The organism is Bradyrhizobium sp. Leaf396, from assembly GCF_001424605.1.
Lineage (GTDB): Bacteria > Pseudomonadota > Alphaproteobacteria > Rhizobiales > Xanthobacteraceae > Bradyrhizobium > Bradyrhizobium japonicum_C.
In genome coordinates this window covers 16,935-36,556 of the sequence record NZ_LMQJ01000027.1, presented here as the reverse complement: position 1 = coordinate 36,556, position 19,622 = coordinate 16,935, and the positions used below count along the sequence as shown (strand labels likewise).

At 64.4% G+C, this 19,622-nt stretch carries 22 protein-coding genes; 12 read left to right on the top strand and 10 right to left on the bottom strand.

Going from position 1 to position 19,622, the window contains the following annotated elements; genetic code table 11:
- Window positions 1-9: 9 nt before the first annotated feature.
- Genes secF through ASG57_RS23270 form a run of 4 tightly spaced genes read left to right on the top strand, consistent with a single transcriptional unit; the run spans window position 10 to window position 3,623 of the window.
- Complete coding sequence (secF, locus tag ASG57_RS23285; protein ID WP_024342698.1) at window positions 10-1,029, top strand: protein translocase subunit SecF; 1,020 nt, start codon at window positions 10-12, stop codon at window positions 1,027-1,029.
- A 60-nt stretch (window positions 1,030-1,089) separates the two neighbouring features.
- Window positions 1,090-1,473 (top strand): Mth938-like domain-containing protein, encoded by a 384-nt coding sequence (locus ASG57_RS23280; RefSeq protein WP_024342699.1) that lies wholly within the window; start codon window positions 1,090-1,092, stop codon window positions 1,471-1,473.
- Entirely contained in the window at window positions 1,470-2,333 is an 864-nt protein-coding gene (locus tag ASG57_RS23275; RefSeq protein ID WP_057197616.1) for a phytoene/squalene synthase family protein, read from the top strand. Before ASG57_RS23280 ends, ASG57_RS23275 begins: the two co-directional genes overlap by 4 nt.
- Window positions 2,334-2,378: 45 nt before the next feature.
- On the top strand, window positions 2,379-3,623 hold the full coding sequence (locus ASG57_RS23270) for a threonine ammonia-lyase (RefSeq protein ID WP_057197614.1): 1,245 nt from the start codon (window positions 2,379-2,381) through the stop codon (window positions 3,621-3,623).
- 19 nt (window positions 3,624-3,642) lie between these two features.
- Here the strand turns inward: ASG57_RS23270 and ASG57_RS23265 are convergent, their stop codons facing one another.
- The 7 genes from ASG57_RS23265 to ASG57_RS23240 all read right to left on the bottom strand — a co-directional run bounded on the left by ASG57_RS23265 (window position 3,643) and on the right by ASG57_RS23240 (window position 10,703).
- A complete protein-coding gene (locus tag ASG57_RS23265) occupies window positions 3,643-4,821 on the bottom strand; it encodes an aminotransferase class V-fold PLP-dependent enzyme (RefSeq protein ID WP_024342702.1) in 1,179 nt (392 codons plus the stop codon).
- A 79-nt stretch (window positions 4,822-4,900) separates the two neighbouring features.
- On the bottom strand, window positions 4,901-5,464 hold the full coding sequence (locus ASG57_RS23260) for a CAP domain-containing protein (protein ID WP_024342703.1): 564 nt from the start codon (window positions 5,462-5,464) through the stop codon (window positions 4,901-4,903).
- Between the two features lie 93 nt (window positions 5,465-5,557).
- Window positions 5,558-6,652, bottom strand: a complete 1,095-nt coding sequence (locus ASG57_RS23255; protein ID WP_057197637.1) for a serine/threonine protein kinase — start codon at window positions 6,650-6,652, stop codon at window positions 5,558-5,560.
- A gap of 7 nt (window positions 6,653-6,659) precedes the next feature.
- Complete coding sequence (gene trmFO / locus ASG57_RS23250) at window positions 6,660-8,087, bottom strand: methylenetetrahydrofolate--tRNA-(uracil(54)-C(5))-methyltransferase (FADH(2)-oxidizing) TrmFO (RefSeq protein ID WP_024342705.1); 1,428 nt, start codon at window positions 8,085-8,087, stop codon at window positions 6,660-6,662.
- Between the two features lie 128 nt (window positions 8,088-8,215).
- Window positions 8,216-8,368 carry a DUF1127 domain-containing protein gene (locus ASG57_RS36980; protein ID WP_007590701.1) on the bottom strand — a complete coding sequence of 51 codons (153 nt, stop codon included), beginning with the start codon at window positions 8,366-8,368 and terminating at the stop codon, window positions 8,216-8,218.
- 465 nt (window positions 8,369-8,833) lie between these two features.
- Window positions 8,834-9,658: a lytic murein transglycosylase gene (locus ASG57_RS23245; protein WP_024342706.1), complete on the bottom strand. Its 825-nt coding sequence runs from the start codon at window positions 9,656-9,658 to the stop codon at window positions 8,834-8,836.
- Between the two features lie 136 nt (window positions 9,659-9,794).
- Complete coding sequence (locus ASG57_RS23240) at window positions 9,795-10,703, bottom strand: DUF2189 domain-containing protein (RefSeq protein WP_024342707.1); 909 nt, start codon at window positions 10,701-10,703, stop codon at window positions 9,795-9,797.
- Window positions 10,704-11,030: 327 nt separating this feature from the next.
- Here ASG57_RS23240 and ASG57_RS23235 point away from each other — a divergent pair, with 327 nt between their 5' ends.
- Entirely contained in the window at window positions 11,031-11,429 is a 399-nt protein-coding gene (locus ASG57_RS23235) for a DUF3597 domain-containing protein (protein ID WP_024342708.1), read from the top strand.
- Between the two features lie 46 nt (window positions 11,430-11,475).
- Here ASG57_RS23235 and ASG57_RS23230 read toward each other — a convergent pair whose 3' ends face one another.
- Window positions 11,476-11,751, bottom strand: a complete 276-nt coding sequence (locus ASG57_RS23230; protein WP_057197612.1) for a GNAT family N-acetyltransferase — start codon at window positions 11,749-11,751, stop codon at window positions 11,476-11,478.
- Window positions 11,752-12,063: 312 nt separating this feature from the next.
- Between ASG57_RS23230 and ASG57_RS23225 the strand changes: the two genes are divergently transcribed.
- On the top strand, window positions 12,064-12,462 hold the full coding sequence (locus tag ASG57_RS23225; RefSeq protein WP_024342710.1) for an SPW repeat domain-containing protein: 399 nt from the start codon (window positions 12,064-12,066) through the stop codon (window positions 12,460-12,462).
- A gap of 54 nt (window positions 12,463-12,516) precedes the next feature.
- Here ASG57_RS23225 and ASG57_RS23220 read toward each other — a convergent pair whose 3' ends face one another.
- Window positions 12,517-12,876, bottom strand: a complete 360-nt coding sequence (locus tag ASG57_RS23220; RefSeq protein ID WP_024342711.1) for a hypothetical protein — start codon at window positions 12,874-12,876, stop codon at window positions 12,517-12,519.
- Between the two features lie 185 nt (window positions 12,877-13,061).
- Between ASG57_RS23220 and ASG57_RS23215 the strand changes: the two genes are divergently transcribed.
- From ASG57_RS23215 to ASG57_RS23190, 6 genes are all read left to right on the top strand, one after another.
- Window positions 13,062-13,466 carry a hypothetical protein gene (locus ASG57_RS23215; protein WP_230646803.1) on the top strand — a complete coding sequence of 135 codons (405 nt, stop codon included), beginning with the start codon at window positions 13,062-13,064 and terminating at the stop codon, window positions 13,464-13,466.
- A 104-nt stretch (window positions 13,467-13,570) separates the two neighbouring features.
- The gene (locus ASG57_RS23210; protein WP_024342712.1) at window positions 13,571-15,178 is read left to right on the top strand and encodes an acyl-CoA synthetase; all 1,608 of its coding nucleotides are present in this window, start codon (window positions 13,571-13,573) and stop codon (window positions 15,176-15,178) included.
- A gap of 9 nt (window positions 15,179-15,187) precedes the next feature.
- Window positions 15,188-16,048 (top strand): PCC domain-containing protein, encoded by an 861-nt coding sequence (locus ASG57_RS23205; RefSeq protein WP_057197610.1) that lies wholly within the window; start codon window positions 15,188-15,190, stop codon window positions 16,046-16,048.
- Between the two features lie 100 nt (window positions 16,049-16,148).
- Entirely contained in the window at window positions 16,149-16,901 is a 753-nt protein-coding gene (locus ASG57_RS23200) for an AAA family ATPase (RefSeq protein ID WP_057197608.1), read from the top strand.
- Window positions 16,902-17,092: 191 nt separating this feature from the next.
- The gene (locus ASG57_RS23195) at window positions 17,093-17,656 is read left to right on the top strand and encodes an SRPBCC family protein (protein ID WP_057197606.1); all 564 of its coding nucleotides are present in this window, start codon (window positions 17,093-17,095) and stop codon (window positions 17,654-17,656) included.
- Between the two features lie 2 nt (window positions 17,657-17,658).
- Complete coding sequence (locus ASG57_RS23190; protein ID WP_057197604.1) at window positions 17,659-18,612, top strand: YVTN family beta-propeller repeat protein; 954 nt, start codon at window positions 17,659-17,661, stop codon at window positions 18,610-18,612.
- A 173-nt stretch (window positions 18,613-18,785) separates the two neighbouring features.
- Here ASG57_RS23190 and ASG57_RS23185 read toward each other — a convergent pair whose 3' ends face one another.
- A complete protein-coding gene (locus tag ASG57_RS23185) occupies window positions 18,786-19,601 on the bottom strand; it encodes a DUF3313 domain-containing protein (protein WP_230646804.1) in 816 nt (271 codons plus the stop codon).
- Between the last annotated feature and the right edge of the window lie 21 nt (window positions 19,602-19,622).

The following is a 19,622-nucleotide window of genomic DNA, read 5'->3' as shown; positions in this document are numbered from 1 at the left end:
AGCCTGATCGTGACTCACACCGTTCTCATCGGGCTCGGCGTCCTCATTGCCATTCTCACCGTGGTCTCGGCGCTCGGCCTGCTGCCGTCCCTGCGCATCGTCCCGGACGATACGCATTTCGACTTCACGCGATTCCGTCGCATCAGCTTTCCGATCTCGGCGGCGCTGTCGATCCTCGCGATCGTGTTGTTCTTCACCCACGGGCTGAATTTCGGCATCGACTTCCGCGGAGGAACGCTGCTGGAGGTCAAGGCCAAGTCGGGCGCCGCCGACATCGCGGCGATGCGCACGACACTGGATTCCTTGCGTCTCGGCGAGGTGCAGTTGCAGCAGTTCGGCGGACCCGAGAACGTCTTGATCCGCGTCGCGGAGCAGCCGGGCGGCGACGCCGCCCAGCAGGAGGCCGTGCAGAAGGTGCGCACCGCGCTCGGCGATTCCGTCGAATATCGCCGCGTCGAGGTGGTCGGCCCGCGTGTCTCCGGCGAATTGCTGGCCTTCGGCATGCTCGGCCTGATGCTCGCGATCCTCGGGATCCTGATCTATCTCTGGTTCCGCTTCGAATGGCAGTTCGCGCTGGGCGCCATGATCGCCAACGTGCACGACATCGTGCTGACGATCGGCTTCATGTCGATCAGCCAGGTCGATTTCGACCTGACCAGCATCGCCGCGCTGCTGACCATCCTGGGCTATTCGCTCAACGACACGGTCGTCATCTACGACCGCATCCGTGAGATGCTGCGGCGCTACAAGAAGATGCCGATGCCGCAGCTGCTCAACGAGTCCATCAACTCGACGCTATCGCGCTCGATCATCACTCACGTCACGGTGACGCTGGCGCTGCTCGCATTGCTGTTGTTCGGCGGTCACGCCATCCACAGCTTCACTGCGGTCATGATGTTCGGCGTGGTGCTGGTCGGTACCTACACCTCGATCTTCATCGCGGCCCCGATCCTGATCTATCTCGGCGTCGGCGAGCACCGCGAGGATGCTCCCGACACGGCTGCGCCGGCTAAGAAAAGCAAGGCATGATCCGAACCTCGCGCCCTCGCAGGAGTTTGCGAGGGCAGTAAGCCCATTCGGACGAAGCTCATGGCCGGCGATCCAAACGCTCCGCATTTCCCGCGCTCGGCGCCCATCGAGGCCTACGGCAAGGGCGGTTTCGCTTTCGCCGGCATGTCGCATCGGGGCTCGCTGCTCTGCCTGCCCGACGCGATCTGGGCCTGGGATGTGACGGACCCCGAAAAGATCGACCGCTACTCGCTGGATCGGGTCTTCGCGGCCGCCAACAGCATTGACACGCTCCTGGTCGGCACCGGAACCGGGCTGTGGCTGCCGCCGCCGGAACTGCGTCACGCGCTCAAGGCGGCGAGGGTGGTGCTGGACACGATGCAAACCGGGCCTGCCGTGCGAACCTACAACATCATGATCGGCGAACGGCGGCGGGTGGCCGCCGCGCTGATCGCCGTGCCATGAGCCGCCCGGCACCGCCAGCCGACTCCGCCGCCTTCTGCGCCGATCTCGTGCGCAGCCATGACTTTCCGCACTATGCCGCGACCTTGTTCGCGCCGGCCGCCGAGCGTCGCGCGCTGCTGGCGCTGTACGCCTTCAACGTCGAGATCGTCCGCGTTCGCGACCAGGTGAGCCAACCCCTGCCCGGCGAGATCCGCCTCCAATGGTGGACCGACATGCTGTCGGGCCATGTCCATGGCAGCGCCGAGGGCAATCCCGTCGCAGCCGAGCTGCTCCACGCAATCCACGATTTCGACCTGCCCGTCGAGCCGCTGTCGCTGCTTGCCGACGAGCATCAGTTCGATCTCTACAACGATCCGATGCCGACCATGGCTGCGCTGGAGGGCTATCTGGCCGCGACCTCGTCGGCGCTGTTCGGTCTGGCGGCGCGGGTTTTGGCACCGCCGTCGGAAGTGGTCGAGCATCTCGCCCGTCATGCCGGACTGGCGCAGGGCATCGTGCAGGTCATCGCCAATTTGCCGCGCGATGCCGCGCACCGGCAATTGTTCCTGCCGCAGCAGCTCTTGGAGAAGCACAATTGCAGCATGGAGGATGTGTTCGCCGGCAAGGATACGCCTCAACTCCATGCGGTGCTCACGCAGCTCTCGGGAGAAGCCCGGCAGCACGTGACCACGGCTTCCTCGCTGCTGACGCAGGTGGCGCCGTCCGTGCGGCCGGCGTTCCTGCCGCTGAGCCAGGTGCGGGCCGATCTAAAGCGCCTGTCGCATCCTGGGCGCAATCCGTTTACGCTGCAGCCGCCGTCCCGGTTGCGCACCCTCTGGACCTTGTGGCGCGCCTCGCGATCACGTGAGTTTACCAAATAGCGGCTGGCTTATCGCCTCAGCCTGCCAAATGCTCTATGCTGTCCCATGGCTGAGTTGTCCCAAAGCACGTCATCCGGTCTCAGCGGCTTTCCGGTCGCACCCGGCGACATTCATGCCGCCGCCGAGACGATCCGCGGCGCCGTCGTCGAGACGGCCTGTAGCCATAGCCGCACGCTGAGCAGCATCTGCGGCTGCGACATCTGGCTGAAATTCGAGAACCTCCAGTTCACATCTTCGTTCAAGGAGCGCGGCGCGCTGAATCGACTCACCGCGCTGGCGCCGGAAGAGCGTGCGCGGGGCGTCATCGCGATGTCCGCGGGCAACCATGCGCAGGGCGTCGCCTATCACGCCAGGCGGCTCGGCATTCCCGCCACCATCGTCATGCCGGTCGGCACGCCCATGGTGAAGATCGAGAACACCCGGCATCACGGCGCCGAAGTGGTGGTCACCGGCGCGACGCTGGAAGAGGCGGCCGCCTTTGCGCGAAGCCACGGTGAAGCGCGCAGCATGATCTTCGTCCATCCTTACGACGATCCACTCGTCATTGCCGGGCAGGGCACGGTCGGGCTGGAAATGCTCAAGGCGGTGCCGGAGCTCGACACGCTGGTCGTCCCGATCGGCGGCGGCGGGCTGATCAGCGGCATTGCGATCGCCGCGAAGGCGATCAAGCCGTCGCTGCGGATCTTGGGCGTCGAGGCCTGGCTCTATCCCTCGATGTACAACGCCATCCATGGCGGCAATTTGCCGGTGCGCGGCGACACGCTCGCCGAAGGCATCGCGGTGAAATCGCCGGGTAAGATCACTACGGAAGTGGTCCGCCGCCTCGTCGACGACATTGCGCTCGTCAACGAAGCCGAGCTCGAGCGCGCGGTCGCGACACTGATCTCAATCGAGAAGACAGTGGTCGAAGGCGCCGGAGCCGCCGGCCTCGCCGCGCTGATGTCCGATCCGTCCCGCTTTGCCGGTCAGAAGGTCGGCCTCGTGCTCAGCGGCGGCAATATCGACACGCGGCTGATCGCCTCCGTCCTCACCCGCGAACTGGCGCGCGAAGGGCGGCTGACGCAACTGTCCCTCGATATTCCTGATCGCCCAGGGCAGCTGGCAGCCGTTGCCGCGCTGCTGGCCGAAGCCGGCGCCAACATCATCGAGGTCTCGCACCAGCGGACCTTCTCCGACCTTCCGGCAAAGGCGACGCTGCTTCAACTCGTCATCGAGACCCGCGATGGCGCTCATCTCGATGACGTCATGGCCAGACTCAGCGCGTCCGGATTGAGCGCGCGCTGCACCTGAACCGCTCGCCGGCCATTCACTATCGCGACGCCAGAGCCGCGAGATGACCGATCAGCCGATCGATCTCGGCTTCCGTATTGTAGTAATGCGGGGAAGCGCGCACGAGCGGCGGCAGAGCCCGGTGCTCGGCATCGATGCGGGTGCTTGACGGGTCTGACGCGCCGATCGTGATGCCCGACGCCGCGGCGCTACGAACAATGGTGTCGGCCTCGTACCCCTCCATCGTGAAGCTGACGATGGCACCCGGCGCGCGTCCGAGGTCGCGAATGGTGATGCCGCGGATGGAGGCGAGGCCATCACGAAGGCGGCCCGCCAGCAGGCGACAGCGCTGCTCGACGGGACCCATGCCGATGTCGAGTGCATAATCGACGGCAGCACCGAGGCCAAGCCGGGCCGCGTAATTGTTCTCCCAGGTCTCGAATCGACGGGCATCGTCCCGCAGCCGATAGGCGTCCCGTGCGACCCAGGGCGCCGCAAAGTGGTCGATCATTGGTGGTTCAAGCTGCTGCAGGAGCGCCCGGCGGACGTAGAGGAAGCCAGTCCCGCGCGGGCCACGCAGGAATTTACGCCCGGTGGCCGACAGCATGTCACAACCGATCGCATCGACGTCGACCTCCATTTGCCCAACGGCTTGGCAGGCGTCGAGCAGATAGGGAATGCCGTGCGCTCTCGCGATCTTGCCGATCGCGGCTGCGGGGTTGACCAGCCCGCCATTGGTCGGAACCCAGGTGACGGCGATCAGCTTCACGCGCTCATCGATCATCCGTTCGAGCGCGTGGGCGTCGAGCTCGCCGCTGGCATCGCTGGGCACGACGTCGATCGTCGCGCCGGTTCGTTTCGCGACCTGTAGAAACGCGACATAGTTGGCGGCGTATTCCGCCTCGGCTGTCAGGATGCGGTCGCCCTCGCAAAACGGCAGCGCGTAGAACGCCATCTGCCAGGCAACCGTTGCATTCTCCATCAGCGCGATCTCGTCGGGGGCGGCATTGAGCAGGCGCGCCACCGAGCCATACACAGCGTCGAGCCGTTCGGACTCCTGGTCGGCTGCGGCATAACCGCCGATTTCGCTTTCGAGATCGATGTGCCCCTTCAGCGCCGCGACAACGGGCGCCGGCATCAGAGCCGCGCCGGCGTTATGCAGATACGCAAGCCGCGCTGTGGCAGGCGTGTCATCGCGTACCCGGCCGATGTCGATCATTGGCGCCTCCGCTTCTGACGATCCTCGTCCTGAATTATGCGCGTCCAGGTATGGGAGCAAGACGGGGCCAGGTTTGGCCTCAAATGCAGAGGCTGAGCAGCTTGATGTGGCAGCTGCTGGATTTGGGCTTGCTTGCCGGAGCAGCCTCGCGTTTCACCGCGACCAGCGGCTCCTTGTCCTTCTTGCCCTTACCCTTGCCCTTGCCCTTCGGCTCGTAATCGCCGGCAATCACCATGGCCCAATAGGTTCGTTTGCCGCTGGCATTCTTAGCGCTGGCAATGCCGACGCGGGAAGCCTTGTGCAGCAACAGGTTCTTGCGGTGCCCCGACGAGTCGATCCACTGTCTCAGCGTCTTCTCGAAACTATCGTAGCCGTAGGCGATGTTCTCGGCGGCGCGGCCCGCGCCAGCCGGTGCGACACGGCGGTTGAACGGGCCGAGCGCGTCATGGCTAAGTTCGTCCTTGGCCGCCATCGCGCGGGCCTGGTCCATGGCGATGCGATCGAGCGTGGCATCGCGGACGACGCGAACCTCACCATGCGTGAGGCGGAAGTTCGAGATCAGCTCGGCCGGGGAGTCCGCCAGCGCGGGCGCGCCTGTCAGCAGCAGAAGGCCAGCGATCATTCCCCCAAGCACACGATGCATTACGATCCCCCGAACGCCCATGTTCTTTGCCGGCCCTGCGTTGTCTGAACGCTTCTCGATCGCCAATGTGGACGCTTCAAGGCACGGGCCGTACTAGCTGGTTGGCAGGTTCGCTTCGAAATTGAAGCGGTCGCGCAGGTTCTTGCGCTGCTCGAGGATGTCCTTGAGGAAGGCACGGTCCTGGTCGTTCTTCATCATTGGCTCGATCAGATCGAGCTGGTTCATGGCGACCAGCTGAAGAACCTCGGTGCGCGGCTTGCCGCTGGTATCGCGCGGCAGGGCGTGGACGACCTGGATGTGTTCCGGCGGTTTCGGGCCCTTTGCGGCTACGAGCTCGCTGCGGAGCTCGCCTTCGAGCGCGGCTTGATCGGCTTCGACGAAGGCATAGAGCCCGACACCGGAACGGCGGTCGGCGAAGGCGACGATGGCGGTATCGCGCACCGCGGGGTTCCTGCGGATCAGCTCTGCCAGCACGGGCGCGTCGTTGACCAGCCGGCGGCCGCCGCCCTCGCGATCGGTGAAGTTGAACAGGCCGCGGGTGATTGCGCGATAGACCTTCTTGCCGGTGGCGAGCCACAGGCTCGCGGCGAACGATTTCTTCGCCAGGATCTTCCGCTCCCGCGGAGTCAGCGCCTCCGGCGCGTAGGAGCGCTTGTGCTTGAGGAGATGGCGGAGATCTTCGTAGGCCAGGATTCGATAGAGTCGACCGCGGCGATCAAAGCACGCGGCGAGCTGGAAGTCGGTGACATAGGCTCGGCCGTCGCGCCCGACCAGCCAGTTCTGCTCCTTGGCCAGATCGTTGTGGCAAATGCCGGCGCGTCGCAGCCGGCGCAGCACGGCCTTGGCGGAGCGGAAATAGGCGAGATCGCCATGCGGCTTTGCCAGATGCAGCGCAACGCCGTCGACGAAGCCCCGCACGAGCGCGCGGCGTCCGGTCCATAGCAGCTCGGGACCGGCATCAAGGCCCTTGGCACGAACCAGCGCGCGCTTCTCGCGGGCGAACAGATGGCGTGCCAGCAGGAACGACCACCATGGCACCTCGTCGAGCCGGCGCAGCACCGCATCGACCTCGCCGGTCTCGGTGCGGAAGCGGCCGCGCTCGACTGTCGAGAACACGTCGCGCTTGAGCAGCACGCCCTCGGTCCATCGCGCCGAGAGTGCCGCGGCGTCGTCTTCAGGGAGGCTCATCGAGAACTCATGCGGCGGCGGCAAAGCGCAGGTGATCGGCGATCCAGCGATCGAGATCGGCAAGCGCCCGTGCGCTCAGCGCCTGCTTCTTGGCCACCGTCTTCTCGTTGCCGCGCAACCGCGTGCCGTCCGGCTTCTTCGTCGGCGCAGTCGCAAGCGGCGGAAACAGCCCGAAATTGATGTTCATCGGCTGGAACGAGCGCGCGCCCGGCTCGATCGTCTCGATATGACCGCCTGTGATGTGGCCGAGCAGCGATCCCAGCGCCGTCGTGCCCGGCGGGCCGACGAGCGTCTCGCCCCGTGCGTCGGCGGCGGCGTAGAGGCCTGCGATCAAGCCGACGCTGGCGGATTCCACGTAGCCCTCGCAGCCCGTCATCTGACCGGCGAAGCGCAGCCGTTGCTGTGCGCGCAGACGCAGTTCGCCATCGAGCAGTTTTGGCGAGTTGAGGAAGGTGTTCCGATGCAGGCCGCCGAGGCGGGCGAACTCGGCCTTCTCCAGCCCGGGAATGGTGCGGAAGATGCGCTGCTGCTCGCCGTACTTCAATTTCGTCTGAAAGCCGACGATGTTGTAGAGCGTGCCGAGCTTGTTGTCCTGGCGTAGCTGAACGACCGCGTAAGGCTTAGTGGTCGGATCATTGGGATTGGTCAGGCCGACGGGCTTCATCGGACCGTGGCGCAGCGTCTCGGGGCCGCGCTCCGCCATCACTTCGATCGGCAGGCAGCCGTCGAAATAAGGCGTGTTGGTCTCCCATTCTTTGAACTCGGTCTTCTCACCCGCGATCAGCGCCGCAATGAAGCCGTCATACTGCTCCTTGGTCATGGGGCAGTTGATGTAGTCGGCGCCGGTGCCGCCGGGGCCGACCTTGTCGTAGCGCGACTGGAACCATGCCACCGACATATCAATCGACTCGCGGTAAACGATCGGTGCAATCGCGTCGAAGAAGGCGAGCGCGCTCTCGTCCGTCAGTTCACGGATCGCGTCGGCAAGCGGTGCAGAGGTGAGGGGCCCGGTCGCCACGATGACGTTGCTCCAGTCTGCCGGCGGCAGGCCGGCGATCTCGCCCCGGGCAATCTCGATCAGGGGATGATCGTTCAGAGCCTTGGTCACGGCCGCCGAGAAGCCGTCGCGGTCAACGGCCAACGCGCCGCCAGCAGGCACCTGGTTCGCGTCGGCCGCTCGCATGATCAGCGAATCGAGCCGGCGCATCTCCGCGTGCAGGAGGCCGACGGCGTTGTTGGCAGCGTCGTCCGAACGGAATGAATTGGAGCAGACGAGCTCGGCAAGCCCATCGGTGCGGTGCGCCTCGGTCATGCGAGTCGGCCGCATCTCGTGCAGCACGACGGGCACGCCAGATTTGGCCACCTGCCAAGCAGCTTCGGAACCGGCGAGGCCGGCACCGATGACGTGTACGATGTTGGATTGGGGTCCTGTCATGGGGCGGACAGGTAGCGCTTTTCGACGGGGAGTGGAATCGCCGAGATCGAGTTTTCTGCCACCAGATGCGACAACGCCCGCACGAGGCGGGCGCTATCGGTTCGTCCAGTGAAGGGGGCTGAACGGCATCAGCCCTGATACTGACCGGCGGCAACGCGCGGGATGTCCGAGCGATCAAGGCCGATATCGGCCAGCTCGCGATCGCTGAGCTGTGACAGCTCGGCAACATTGCGCTGATAGTCCCGGAAAGCCTGGATCATGCGGATGAGCGAGAGCAGCATTGGTAGTCTCCTGTAGTTCGATTCAGCTCTTGCCGGAGCCTCATCGTTGAAGTGAATATAGATGGGAGTGGTGCACTGCGAAAGTTCCGATGTTGCGATGCAGCTAGGCGAAGAACGCATAGCGCGAGTAACCGACGATTAACCGGAGGGCACTCCCACCCAAAGCTTGCCTCAAAGAGCGTCAGCTTAGTGATAAATATCCGTAACATCACGGATTTACGTCGGACAATTGATCTTGATCATCGCAGAAATGATCTGCTTGTAGACGGCCTGTCGGGGCGGCTGATCAGCTCCTAGACTCAATTCTTACCTGCGTGATTCGCATGAGAAAAATGAATTTAAATTCATTAATTGAGGGCGGCCAGTATTGAAGCTCCGATTCACACCCATGGCGCGGGCGCTGCCGAGCGAATGGTTTGCGGCGGGACGCTTGGAGGTAATACGGTGCGTCTCGCCCTTGTGGAGTTAGGGGGCGCGTGCAAGCTGGGCTGCGAAATAGGCGATGGTCCTGGAGTAGACCTCGCTCTTGTTCCACTGCTGCAGGACAGCAAAGTTCGGACTGCCCGGCTGCCAATCCTTTCCTCGCTGCCAACCATAGCCGGCGAGATAATTGGCGGTGGAGGCGAGCACGTCGGGCGCGTTGTGCAAGAGGTCGCGCTTGCCGTTGCCGTCGAAATCGACGGCGTATTTCATCCAGGATGACGGCATGAACTGGGTCTGGCCGAGTTCGCCGGCCCAGGCGCCCTTCATGTCGGCAGGCGCAAGATCGCCGCGCTGGACGATGCGCAGCGCATCCATCAACTCGGCGCGAAACATCTCGGAGCGCCGGCAGTCATAGGCAAGTGTTGCCAGCGAGCGGATCGTTGCGAACTTGCCGGTGTTGACGCCGAAATCGGTCTCGAGACCCCAGATCGCAACGAGGATCTCGCCGGGTACACCATAGGTCTGCTCAATGCGCGACAAAACGGAGCCGTACTGCTTCATCCTGTTCGAGCCGCGCTGCAGGCGTGGCGGCACCATGCGGCCTGAAAACTCGTCGAAGCTCTGGGCGAAGACCTTTTGTGATCGGTCACGGTTAAGCACGCTCTCATCGAGCGTCACGCCGGCCAGCCCGGCGTTGATCGCCTGTTGCGAAATGCCTTTCGCCGCGGCGTCGGTTCTGAAATCCGCAAGCCAAGCGTCGAAATTGCCCGAACCGCAGGCGACGGCGGCCAGAGCTGGCTGGGCGGACAGGATTGAGGCGGAGAGGGCGAGGGCAGCAAGAGCGAGACGAGAAATCGTCGAGGTCATTCGAGCAAATGGATTCCGTGAAGCGATCTGACCGGCGGACGCAATCTCGGTCGGAACCGCGGCCAAAGCAAGGCGCGCGACAGGGGAAGATCCTGCCCAGGCCGGGGCCAGGGCAGGGTCGCATGTCACGATATCGTCAGACGTCGATCCGGTTGCGCCAAGGGAAGAGGTTGGCCGGGAAGTCGGCGGCCGGTTTGCGCGGACGATGCGGCGGGGGCGGCACCGGATTTGCGCCCGGCTCTGAGACGATCACCTTGCGGTAGAGATGCCAAGTGGCATGCCCGAGCAGAGGGACCACGACGGCGAGTCCCAGAAATGCCGGAATGGTGCCGAGCGCGAGCAGCACCGCCACGATCAAGCCCCACGCCGCCATCGGCACCGGGTTTCTTGCAACGACGCGCAGCGACGTGCTTATCGCCTCGAACGCGCCGGCATGACGATCGAGCATCAAGGGGAACGATACGACGCTTACGCACAGCGCAGCGAGCGCGAACAGGAAGCCGGTGCCGCAGCCGACCACGATCAGCCACCAGCCCTGCTCGGTTGTCAGGACGCGCGTCAGGAAATCCGAGATCCCGGCCGCGCCCTCGTAGCCGAACGCCGCGATGTAGATCGCCTGCGCGGTCGCGACCCAGGTCACGAACAGAGCGAGCAGCAACGTGCCGACGCCGAGCATCGCACCGAATGAAGGCGAGCGCAGCACATCCATGGCATCCCAGGCGCTGGCAGATTCGTAGCGCTCGCGCCGGCTGGATAGCTCGTAGAGTCCGAGCGCAGCGAACGGCCCAATCAGCGCGAATCCGGCCGCCAGAGGAAACAACAGCGGCAGCACCGAATAGCCCATCACAACGCGGGCAAGCACGAGGCCGAGCACTGGATAGATCACGCAGAGGATGATGGCGTGGCTCGGAACAGCCTTGAAGTCTTCCCAGCCTCGCCTGAGCGCGTCGTGGAGATCGGACAGCTGGATGGTTCGGATCACCGGTCCAGCCGCATCGGAGGGCTGGGCCATCGTGGGGACATTGCCCTGATAGAGTGTGGCCATGGTCGCTAGCTCCCTTCGCGGCCCGGTCCTGCGCCGGTAAACAACGCAAGCGACCGCTCTCTTGAATGATCGCGATCCCGACCAGGCGCGAATTCCGGATGGCATCGCGAGCTGAACCGCAAGCATACTCCTAACTCCGAGTCCTGTCCCTCACGCTTGGGTGAATTCGATGCCGCGGCGCAACTACGACGGCGTCATTCTGTCGTCATTTCGCCGCAGATAAGCTGATGCTGCTGATGTTCGCCGAACTTCGCGGGCGCAACGCAGTCACTTCGTGTATGAGTGCCACTCAAGGCCCTTCCAACGGATCCTTTTCGGGGAGCAGACATGAGCATTTTCGGGAAAATCATGGGCGCGATCTTCGGCGGCCCATCGGCCTCCGCCGCGCCCGCCGGTGGCGCCGCTTCGCCCAGCGCGCCCGCAGGGACGCCGGGCGCTTCGGCGCCCGCCGCCGCGCCCATGCCCGCGGTCGACGTGGCTGCAATCGTCGACAAGGCGGCAGCTGCACACAAGGGCGAGAAGCTGGAATGGCGCACCTCGATTGTCGACCTCATGAAGGCACTCGACATTGATTCCAGCCTCGCTGCGCGCAAGGATCTTGCCAAAGAGCTGGGCTACAGCGGCGACATGAACGACTCGGCCAGCATGAACGTCTGGCTGCACAAGCAGGTGATGTCCAAGCTCGCCGCCAACGGCGGCAAGCTGCCGCCCGAGATCAAGCACTGACCCATCGTCGCCGGAAGGGCCCGCGATCTCGCGGGCCCTTTTGCTTTCAGGCGACCAGATCCGCATCCTCCGGATGCCGATCGATATAGTCGACGACGAAGCTGCAGCCGGCGATCACTTTCCTGCCGTCGCACCGGATCAGGTCCAGCGCCCCCTTGACCAATTCGGACCCGATACCGCGGCCGCGCAGCGCGCGCGGCGTTTCGGTGTGGGTGATGATCACGGCCGAGGGCGTCAGACGATAATTGGCGAAGGCCACGTCACCCCCGACATCCAGCTCGAAGCGGCTTCTGTCCTTGTTGTCCCGTACCGATGCGGTCATGCAAGATCCTTCCGAAATCCAGATTGACACCTGATCTAGGGGGCAAATTCCGCTCTTGCCAAGGTGAGACCAAGGAGATTGGCGCTGACGAGACATCCGCAAGTGCGCGCCGTTGCAACGCAGCGCAATATGCACTTCTCGCTCCGCGGCCCGATGAATTGACCGTAAATATTCCTCCATGTCGCTCTTGCAAGGCGAACTACGGTTCCCACGTCGTGGATTAGACATACGCCCGAATACGGCTGGCAGGGTCGTTACACATTCGGAGTGATCGCCGGCCGCAGACGTATGCTTCTTTTGCAGGAGGGTACGATGTCGGACTTTGGTTTCCTGAAGACTCATCGGACATGGGAAGACTGGTGCGGGATGCTGGTCGGCGCGCTGATCGTGGTTTCGCCGTGGTTTCCCGTGCAGGATCAGGCGGCGATCGCCGGAAATCAGACGGCGGTTCTGAATACGATCGCGGTCGGTCTGGTCGTGTTTGGCGTCAGCCAGCTCGAGTACGTCGCCTTGCAGCGATGGCAAGAGGTGGCGACAATTCTCGTCGGACTTTGGCTCATCGCCTCGCCCTACGTGATCGGCTATTCCGGTGACGGCTTTCTCCGCGTCTATCACACGGGCCTCGGTGCGGTGGTGGTGCTGCTCGGATTGCTCCAGCTGTGGCAGGACTGGGACCTGACTGACCAGGACATGCTCAAGCATGGACAATAGGCCGGCGCTCTCGCAGGCTCGCCGCCCACGGGCGGCAGGCCCGCTCGCTCGCGTTTAATCGGCCGCTTTGGCGAGCCTGGAATCCTCGGGCCGTGGCTGCGGGCGGAGGCAGCCCTGGCAGATGACCAAGGAGCGGTTGACCCTGGCGTCCTGCTCGGCCTCGATGCCGTCCTGCGCCTGCCACCATTCCTTCGAATAGGGCTGAACGCCGGCTTGCATCCTGTTGTGCGCGGAGCGCGCAGCGGTCCGCGTCGCTTGCGCGGCAGGGCGCGGCCGATTGGGATCTTGCCCGGCGCCATCCCAAGCATAGCGCGCAGGCTTGAAAGCGGGGTTCTTGACCAGAGGCGCCTGCGGAGTCGCGGCACATCCGGCGAGCGCCAGCGTGAACAGGAGAATGACGGGCGCTTTGATCATGAGATGCACTCTGTACGCGGGGGACCGATGAAGGGTGCGTCGATCATGCTTAAGATTTCCTGAACGATTGCGGTCGTAGTTGCGACCAACGCCAATGCGATATCTGATCCTCTTGCTCACCTTGGTCGTGACTTGCGCGCGCGGACGACGCAACGCCGTTCAATCCGGCCGACTATCCGCCTGGCGTGCAGAAGGCGGTCCGCTACGCCAACGAGGAATGCGACAGCCAGGAGGGCGGCGAAGTGACTTTCGCAGCGAACACCGTGCGCAAGATCGATCTGACCGGCGACGGCCGCGTGGACTACATCGTCGATTTCCAGGACACCAAGTGCGGCGATCGCGAGACGACCTATTGCGGAACTGGCGGCTGTGTCGTGAAGATCCTGGTGACACTGCCCGACGGCGGCGTACGCGAGGTGTTCGAAGGCCATGTGCTCCGCTACAAGATCATGGGCCCGCCGATGAAGCGCGGCGCTGGGCGCATCGTCCGGTTCGATCTGCACGGGAGCTTTTGCGGGGGCTACGGCGCGCAGGCCTGCCAGAAGACGAAGGCCATCACGGCGACGCCGTTTGCCTTCGAGCAGCCGTAGGAAGCCGGAGGGAGCCGGCCTTGCAGGGACGCCGGCGTTGGCGATAAATGGGCTGCAATGAGCGGGTGGCTCGCGTGTCGCCCCATCGTCGAAGAGGAAGCCCGATGCAGCCCTTGCGTATGTCCCGACGCGTCATGAATCTCGCCTACATGCTGACGCAGAACGCGCGGCGGCACGCATCGCGCCCCGGCTTCGTCTGGGGCGACAAGTCCTGGACCTGGCGCGAGATCGATGCACAGGTCTCGGCACTGGCAGCCGCGCTTGCGGCGCGCGGCATCGCCAAAGGCGATCGCATTCTCGTTCATTCCAAGAACGGCGAAGAGATGTTCGTTTCGATGTTCGCCGCGTTCCGGCTCGGCGCAGTCTGGGTGCCCACCAATTTCCGCCTGATGCCCGACGAGGTCAGTTATCTCGCGCAGGCCTCCGGCGCCAAAGCGTTCCTGTGCCATGTCGATTTTCCCGAGCACGCTGCGGTCGTGAAGGGCGGCGCATTGGAGTTCACCTGGAGCATCGACGGCAAGGCCGCGTTCGGCGAGCGATCGGTGGCTGACGCGATCGCCTCGCAGCAGGATGCTGCCGTGGAGAACGTCGCCGTCGAGCACGACGATCCCTGCTGGTTCTTCTTCACCTCGGGCACCACCGGCCGCTCAAAGGCGGCGGTGCTGACCCACGGCCAGATGGGATTCGTCGTCACCAATCATCTCGCCGATCTCACGCCGGGGGTGACGGAGCAGGATGCCTCCCTGGTGGTGGCGCCATTGTCGCACGGCGCCGGCGTCCATCAGCTGATGCAGACCGCGCGTGGCGCACGCACCGTGCTGCTGCCGACCGAGAAGTTCGACATCAACGAGGCGTTCCGCCTCATCGAGGAGCATCGCGTCAGCAATCTCTTCACCGTGCCGACCATCCTGAAGATGATGGTCGAGCATCCCGCCGCCGACAAACACGACCATTCCTCGCTGCGTCACGTCATCTATGCGGGCGCTCCGATGTATCGCGAGGACCAGAAGGTGGCGCTGAAGAAGCTTGGCAACGTGATCGTGCAGTATTTTGGGCTGGGCGAGGTCACCGGCAACATCACCGTGCTGCCGGCGGCGCTGCACGATCCCGAGGACGGCCCGCACGCCAAGATCGGAACCTGCGGCTTCGAGCGCACCGGCATGCAGGTCTCCATCCAGGACGACGAGGGCCGGGAGCTCCAAGCAAACCAGAGCGGCGAGATCTGCGTCATCGGGCCAGCGGTCTTCGCGGGCTACTACGACAACCCCGAGGCCAATGCGAAGGCGTTTCGCAACGGCTGGTTCCGTACCGGCGATCTCGGCCACATGGACGAGGAGGGCTTCGTCTACATTACCGGGCGCGCTTCCGACATGTATATCTCGGGCGGCTCTAACATCTATCCGCGCGAGATCGAGGAGAAGATCCTGACGCATCCCGCGGTCGGCGAGGTCGCCGTACTCGGCGTGCCCGATGCGACCTGGGGCGAGGTCGGAGTCGCCGTTTGCGTTGCGCGCGAAGGCGCGAAGCCAGTGAGCGAAGCGGAGATGGCGGCGTTCCTGTCGCCGAAGGTGCCGCGCTACAAGATGCCGAAGCGGTTTTTCTTCTGGGAGGCGCTGCCGAAATCCGGTTACGGCAAAGTACCCAAGCGCATGGTGCGTGATGAACTCGAAGCGCGCGGGCTGCTCGATCTCAATGAAAAGCAGGCGGGCTGAGCGAAGGGAATGCGGAGCATCAAGCAGCCCGGCTTGCCGTCCCCCGAACGCGTTCAATGGGTGGAGGCGAGGGGACGCGCGTTCACGTTCACGCTTCAAGCCGGCCTGCCGCTGCTCGAGGCTGCGCTGCGCGGCTTCGCCGCCGAGGGTTTTGCGGGCGGCGTGCTGAACTTTCGCCGCGGCGCGCTCGGACCGTTCGCCTATGTCATGCCGGCGCTGTCGAAGACCGGCGAAAACGCGGCATTCTACAGCGACACGTTCCGGCCAAAGGGCGTGACGCGCGTGCGGCTCGGCAGCATGACGCTCGGCATGCGCGACGGCGCGCCGTTCTTTCATTGCCATGCGCTGTGGACGGAGGCGGACGGTAAGACAAGCGGCGGTCACATGATGCCGGATGAGACCGTCGTCGCCGAACCGTTCGAGGTCGAGGCTTTCGGCATCGATGGCGCGATGTTCACGGCCGAACCCGATCCCGAAACCAATTTCAAGCTGTTCGGGCCGGTGTCGGCCGAGAGCACCGGCGCTCCGACGACGAGCCGTGCGTTTGCCATGCGGCTGCGTCCGAACCAGGACTTTGCCGGCTGCTTGGAAGATTTTTGCCGGGCGCGCGGAATTGCACGCGCCAGGATCCGCGGCGGTGTCGGCTCGACCATCGGCGCTCGCTTCACTCATGGTGGAGTAATTGAGCCGTTTGCGACCGAGCTTGCGGTCAAGGCCGGCACGATAGCGCCGGGCAGCGCCGGCGCGCTTGAGGCCATCCTCGATGCCGCCCTGATCGACTATACCGGCGGCATCGCCGAGGGCTGCCTGATCCGCGGGGACAATCCGGTGCTGATGACGATGGAACTGGTCTTGGAGGTGGTGGATTAGGTCACAGCCTGGGCTTGCCGTTCTCCGCGGAAACCACTTCCTCAGGATCGTTGTTCCTGATATGTTCCTGTGACCGGACGAGGCAAAGGGAGGGCTGGAGATGCGAGGGCGACAGCGGGACATCAGGCTGCCGGCTCCCTATCTTCGGCGCGTCTGGCTCGACCGCACGCTGGTCCCCGACTGGGAAACGTATCCGTACTGCCTTCCGATCTTCCGCCAAGAATTCGATCTGAGCTTCGACACCGCGATCACCATCATCGTCGGCGAGAACGGCACCGGCAAATCGACCATCCTGGAGGGCATTGCAGCGCTCGCCGGTTATGACGACGCCGGCGGGGGCAAAGGCTATCGCGCGGTCGATCATTCCAGTGCGCGCGAGATCATGGGCGGGGAGTTGTCGGCCGCGCTTCGCGCCGGGTGGGTGCCGAAGATCACCAACGGCTGGTTCTTCCGCGCCGAGACTTTCTTCTCCGTTGCGCGATATCTCGACGAAGTCTCCGACATGCCGCCCGATTTTCTGTCCTACTCCCACGGCGAAGGCTTTCTGCGCTTCTTCCAGGAGCGATGTCAGAAGCAGGGCATCTTCATCTTCGACGAGCCGGAATCGGCGCTGTCGCCCGCGCGCCAGATGGAGTTCTTGAAGCTGCTGCACCGCATGGACACCTCCAGGAATTGTCAGGTCATCATGGCGACACATTCCCCGATGCTGATGGCCTATCCCAACGCGCGGCTTCTGCAGTTGACAAAGCATGGACTTGAACCCGTGACGGTGGAGGAGACGGATCACTACCGCCTGATGCGGGAGTTCTGCGCAGATCCCCGTGGGTTCGTAGAAGCGACGCTGGCCGAGTGATGGCGCAGTCGGCGGCCGCTCTCTCCGTCGTCATTGCGAGCGGAGCGAAGCAATCCGGGTTCTTTCCGCGGCGACGACGGCTAGGGCCTCGCCACAACCGTGCCACGAACAAGTCTCCCCAGAGTCCAAAAATGCGCTACGATGATCTCAGCGCGCCCCAAGTCGCGCAGATCGAAGGATGAGGAAACGACATGAGGATGAGAAGCGGAGCGGCGATCGCCGGGGTGGCGGCGCTGGTGGTTGCGGGGATGACTCTGACGGCTGCCTTTGAACCGGTTCGGGCCCACGGGCCGACACGGCAGAAGGTACGGGAAGCCATCGAGATCAATGCTCCGCAGGAGAAGGTCTGGGCCGCGATCCGCAATTTTCAGGACATGAGCTGGCTTCCACCCGTCACCAAGACCACGGGCGAAAAGGGCAACGAGATCGGCGCGACACGGACGCTGACCCTTGCGGGCGGCGCGACGGTCGAGGAGGAGCTCTATAAATACGAGCCCGACATGTTGAGCTATTCGTATCGGATCACCAAGGTGGACGTGAAGGTGTTGCCCGTCACCAATTATTCCTCGACGTTGACGGTGTCGCCTGCATCCGATGGCAAGGCGAAGGTGGAATGGGCCGGCGCGTTCTACCGCGGCTATCCCAACAACGATCCGCCGCCGGAGCTGAACGACGAGGCTGCCAAGGCTGCAGTGAGCGGGCTGTACAAGGCCGGGCTCGAGGCCCTCAAGAAGAAGATCGAGAGCGGTAGCTGATCGTGCGCGCGCTGGCTCTGGCGGCGCTAGCCGCCGGCCTTGGCGGCCTTGCGCTCGGCACTGCAGTCGCCGAAGAGGCGTTCGTCACCAACCAGCTGAGCGATGATCTGATGGTGGTGGATCTCGCGACGTCGCGCAGCGTTGCGACGATCCCGATCGGCGGCAAGCCGGCGGGCGTGGCCGTCAGCACAGACGGGCGTTTTGCCTATGTGACGAGTCCCGACGCCAAGGCGGTGACGGTGGTGGACGCGGCCGCGCGGCAAGTCACGGGGCGGATCGAGGTCGGCGGCGGACCGCTCGGCATTGCCGTCGCACCCGATGGCCGTACCGCCTATGTCGCCGACTGGTATGCCGCTGCGGTGCGGGTGATCGATACGGCCTCGCGCAGCGTCACGGCCAGCATCGCAGTCGGCGCCTCGCCATCGGGCCTCGCGGTGACGCCGGATGGCGAGCTGCTGCTCTCGGCCGACCGTGACGACGACAGTGTCTCGGTGGTGGACACCGCGACGCGCCAGCGCAAGGCCATAATCAAGGTCGGTACGCGCCCGTTCGGCATCATCATCGACGCCGATGGCAGGCGCGCCTATACCGCCAATGTCGGCTCCGACGATGTCTCGGTCATCGATATAGCGGAGGCCCGCGAAATCGGCCGTGTACCGGCAGGGATGCGCCCCTATGCGGTGGCGCTGACGCAGGGCCGCGGCTTCGTCACCGACCAATATGGCGGCACCGTCACCGTGTTCGACTTGGCGAGCTTGAAGCCGATCAAGCGCATCAGTGTCGGCGATTATCCCGAAGGCATCGCGGCAACCGCGGACGGCAAGCGCATCATCGTTGCCTGCTGGGAGAGCAACACGCTCAGCATCATCGATGCGGCCGAACTGAAAGTCGTGGGTGAGATCAAGACCGGCGACGGCCCGCGCGCGTTCGGGGTGTTTTTGCGCAGGACCGAGTAGTTCGTCAAAACCCGCGGCGACTTTCCCAAAGGGGCCCAAATCGGCCGATGCAGGGCCTCAAGCTGGATAGGGCTGGGGTTGATGGAGCGATGAAGGAGCGGCCGCGCGCAAGCGTGGGGCGTTTTCGAACGGTGCGGCTGCCGGGTCTCAACCCAGAACCATTCCGCCAAAGCTCAATTGACGTTCTGCGCCTCTGACACGGCGTCCTCTGGCGCACCCCGATCGGTCCAGTCCGGCGGCAAGCCGATCCGTTCTCCGACGAGGCCGGCCAATCCCGGCGCTCGGCCGAATGTCTCGCAGATCGCTTCCTTGGGCGCGCCACCGAGCGAGGCGCTCAATCTGTCGGCGGACGGAGGCGCTGGGACCTTCCCGAACGGACTCTCCGCGGTCACCAAAAACCTCCCGAAATCGCTTCCGAAAGCGTCGGCAAGATCATAGGCGTCGCCATCGCTCGATACACGCGGAGAGCTGGTGAAGGAATTCGCCCCGCGCGCCCAGATCATGGCCGCCTGTTGGTTGCCGCTGCGATCGCGGGCCTCGGCCTCGACGGACAGGCTCCCAAGTCCAATTGGAAGCCGCGGCACCGGAATGGGCACGCCGGGAGCAACGATGGACGGCACAACGCTCGCGACCTTGGAGACGCCCGCTGCCGTCGCATCGGTCGGCGCAATGTGTGTGATGATCGCGCGAACATTCAAGTCCGCAGCCTCCGTGGTGGCCACGATCCGGAAGCGCTCGCTCAGCGCAAGACACATCGATCTGTTGACCGCATTCTTGATCAGCGTGCGCTGCTGCTGCGAGAACGGCCGGCTCGCCGCGGCTGCCGTGAAGGCGGTCGGCTCGATGCGAGCCGTCTTCGCTGCGAGAACATCGGCCTTGCTGATCCGGAGCTGCGACTTCGTCAGCAGACCATCGGACGGCGTAAGATTGTCGTATGAGGCGAGCGACCCGGCGCGTTCGAGCGGGGCGGCCGCGCAACCGGCCGCCATCAAGTTCAAGACTGCTACCGC

Excerpts from the sequence above, each read along its gene's own strand:
- ASG57_RS23280 (WP_024342699.1), top strand. The coding sequence starts at position 1,090 with ATGGCCGGCGATCCAAACGCTCCGCATTTCCCGCGCTCGGCGCCCATC.
- ASG57_RS23275 (WP_057197616.1), top strand. The coding sequence starts at position 1,470 with ATGAGCCGCCCGGCACCGCCAGCCGACTCCGCCGCCTTCTGCGCCGAT.
- ASG57_RS23270 (WP_057197614.1), top strand. The coding sequence starts at position 2,379 with ATGGCTGAGTTGTCCCAAAGCACGTCATCCGGTCTCAGCGGCTTTCCG.
- ASG57_RS23265 (WP_024342702.1), bottom strand. The coding sequence starts at position 4,821 with ATGATCGACATCGGCCGGGTACGCGATGACACGCCTGCCACAGCGCGG.
- ASG57_RS23260 (WP_024342703.1), bottom strand. The coding sequence starts at position 5,464 with ATGCATCGTGTGCTTGGGGGAATGATCGCTGGCCTTCTGCTGCTGACA.
- ASG57_RS23255 (WP_057197637.1), bottom strand. The coding sequence starts at position 6,652 with ATGAGCCTCCCTGAAGACGACGCCGCGGCACTCTCGGCGCGATGGACC.
- trmFO (WP_024342705.1), bottom strand. The coding sequence starts at position 8,087 with ATGACAGGACCCCAATCCAACATCGTACACGTCATCGGTGCCGGCCTC.
- ASG57_RS36980 (WP_007590701.1), bottom strand. The coding sequence starts at position 8,368 with ATGCTGCTCTCGCTCATCCGCATGATCCAGGCTTTCCGGGACTATCAG.
- ASG57_RS23245 (WP_024342706.1), bottom strand. The coding sequence starts at position 9,658 with ATGACCTCGACGATTTCTCGTCTCGCTCTTGCTGCCCTCGCCCTCTCC.
- ASG57_RS23240 (WP_024342707.1), bottom strand. The coding sequence starts at position 10,703 with ATGGCCACACTCTATCAGGGCAATGTCCCCACGATGGCCCAGCCCTCC.
- ASG57_RS23235 (WP_024342708.1), top strand. The coding sequence starts at position 11,031 with ATGAGCATTTTCGGGAAAATCATGGGCGCGATCTTCGGCGGCCCATCG.
- ASG57_RS23230 (WP_057197612.1), bottom strand. The coding sequence starts at position 11,751 with ATGACCGCATCGGTACGGGACAACAAGGACAGAAGCCGCTTCGAGCTG.
- ASG57_RS23225 (WP_024342710.1), top strand. The coding sequence starts at position 12,064 with ATGTCGGACTTTGGTTTCCTGAAGACTCATCGGACATGGGAAGACTGG.
- ASG57_RS23220 (WP_024342711.1), bottom strand. The coding sequence starts at position 12,876 with ATGATCAAAGCGCCCGTCATTCTCCTGTTCACGCTGGCGCTCGCCGGA.
- ASG57_RS23210 (WP_024342712.1), top strand. The coding sequence starts at position 13,571 with ATGCAGCCCTTGCGTATGTCCCGACGCGTCATGAATCTCGCCTACATG.
- ASG57_RS23205 (WP_057197610.1), top strand. The coding sequence starts at position 15,188 with ATGCGGAGCATCAAGCAGCCCGGCTTGCCGTCCCCCGAACGCGTTCAA.
- ASG57_RS23200 (WP_057197608.1), top strand. The coding sequence starts at position 16,149 with ATGCGAGGGCGACAGCGGGACATCAGGCTGCCGGCTCCCTATCTTCGG.
- ASG57_RS23195 (WP_057197606.1), top strand. The coding sequence starts at position 17,093 with ATGAGGATGAGAAGCGGAGCGGCGATCGCCGGGGTGGCGGCGCTGGTG.
- ASG57_RS23185 (WP_230646804.1), bottom strand. The coding sequence starts at position 19,601 with ATGGCGGCCGGTTGCGCGGCCGCCCCGCTCGAACGCGCCGGGTCGCTC.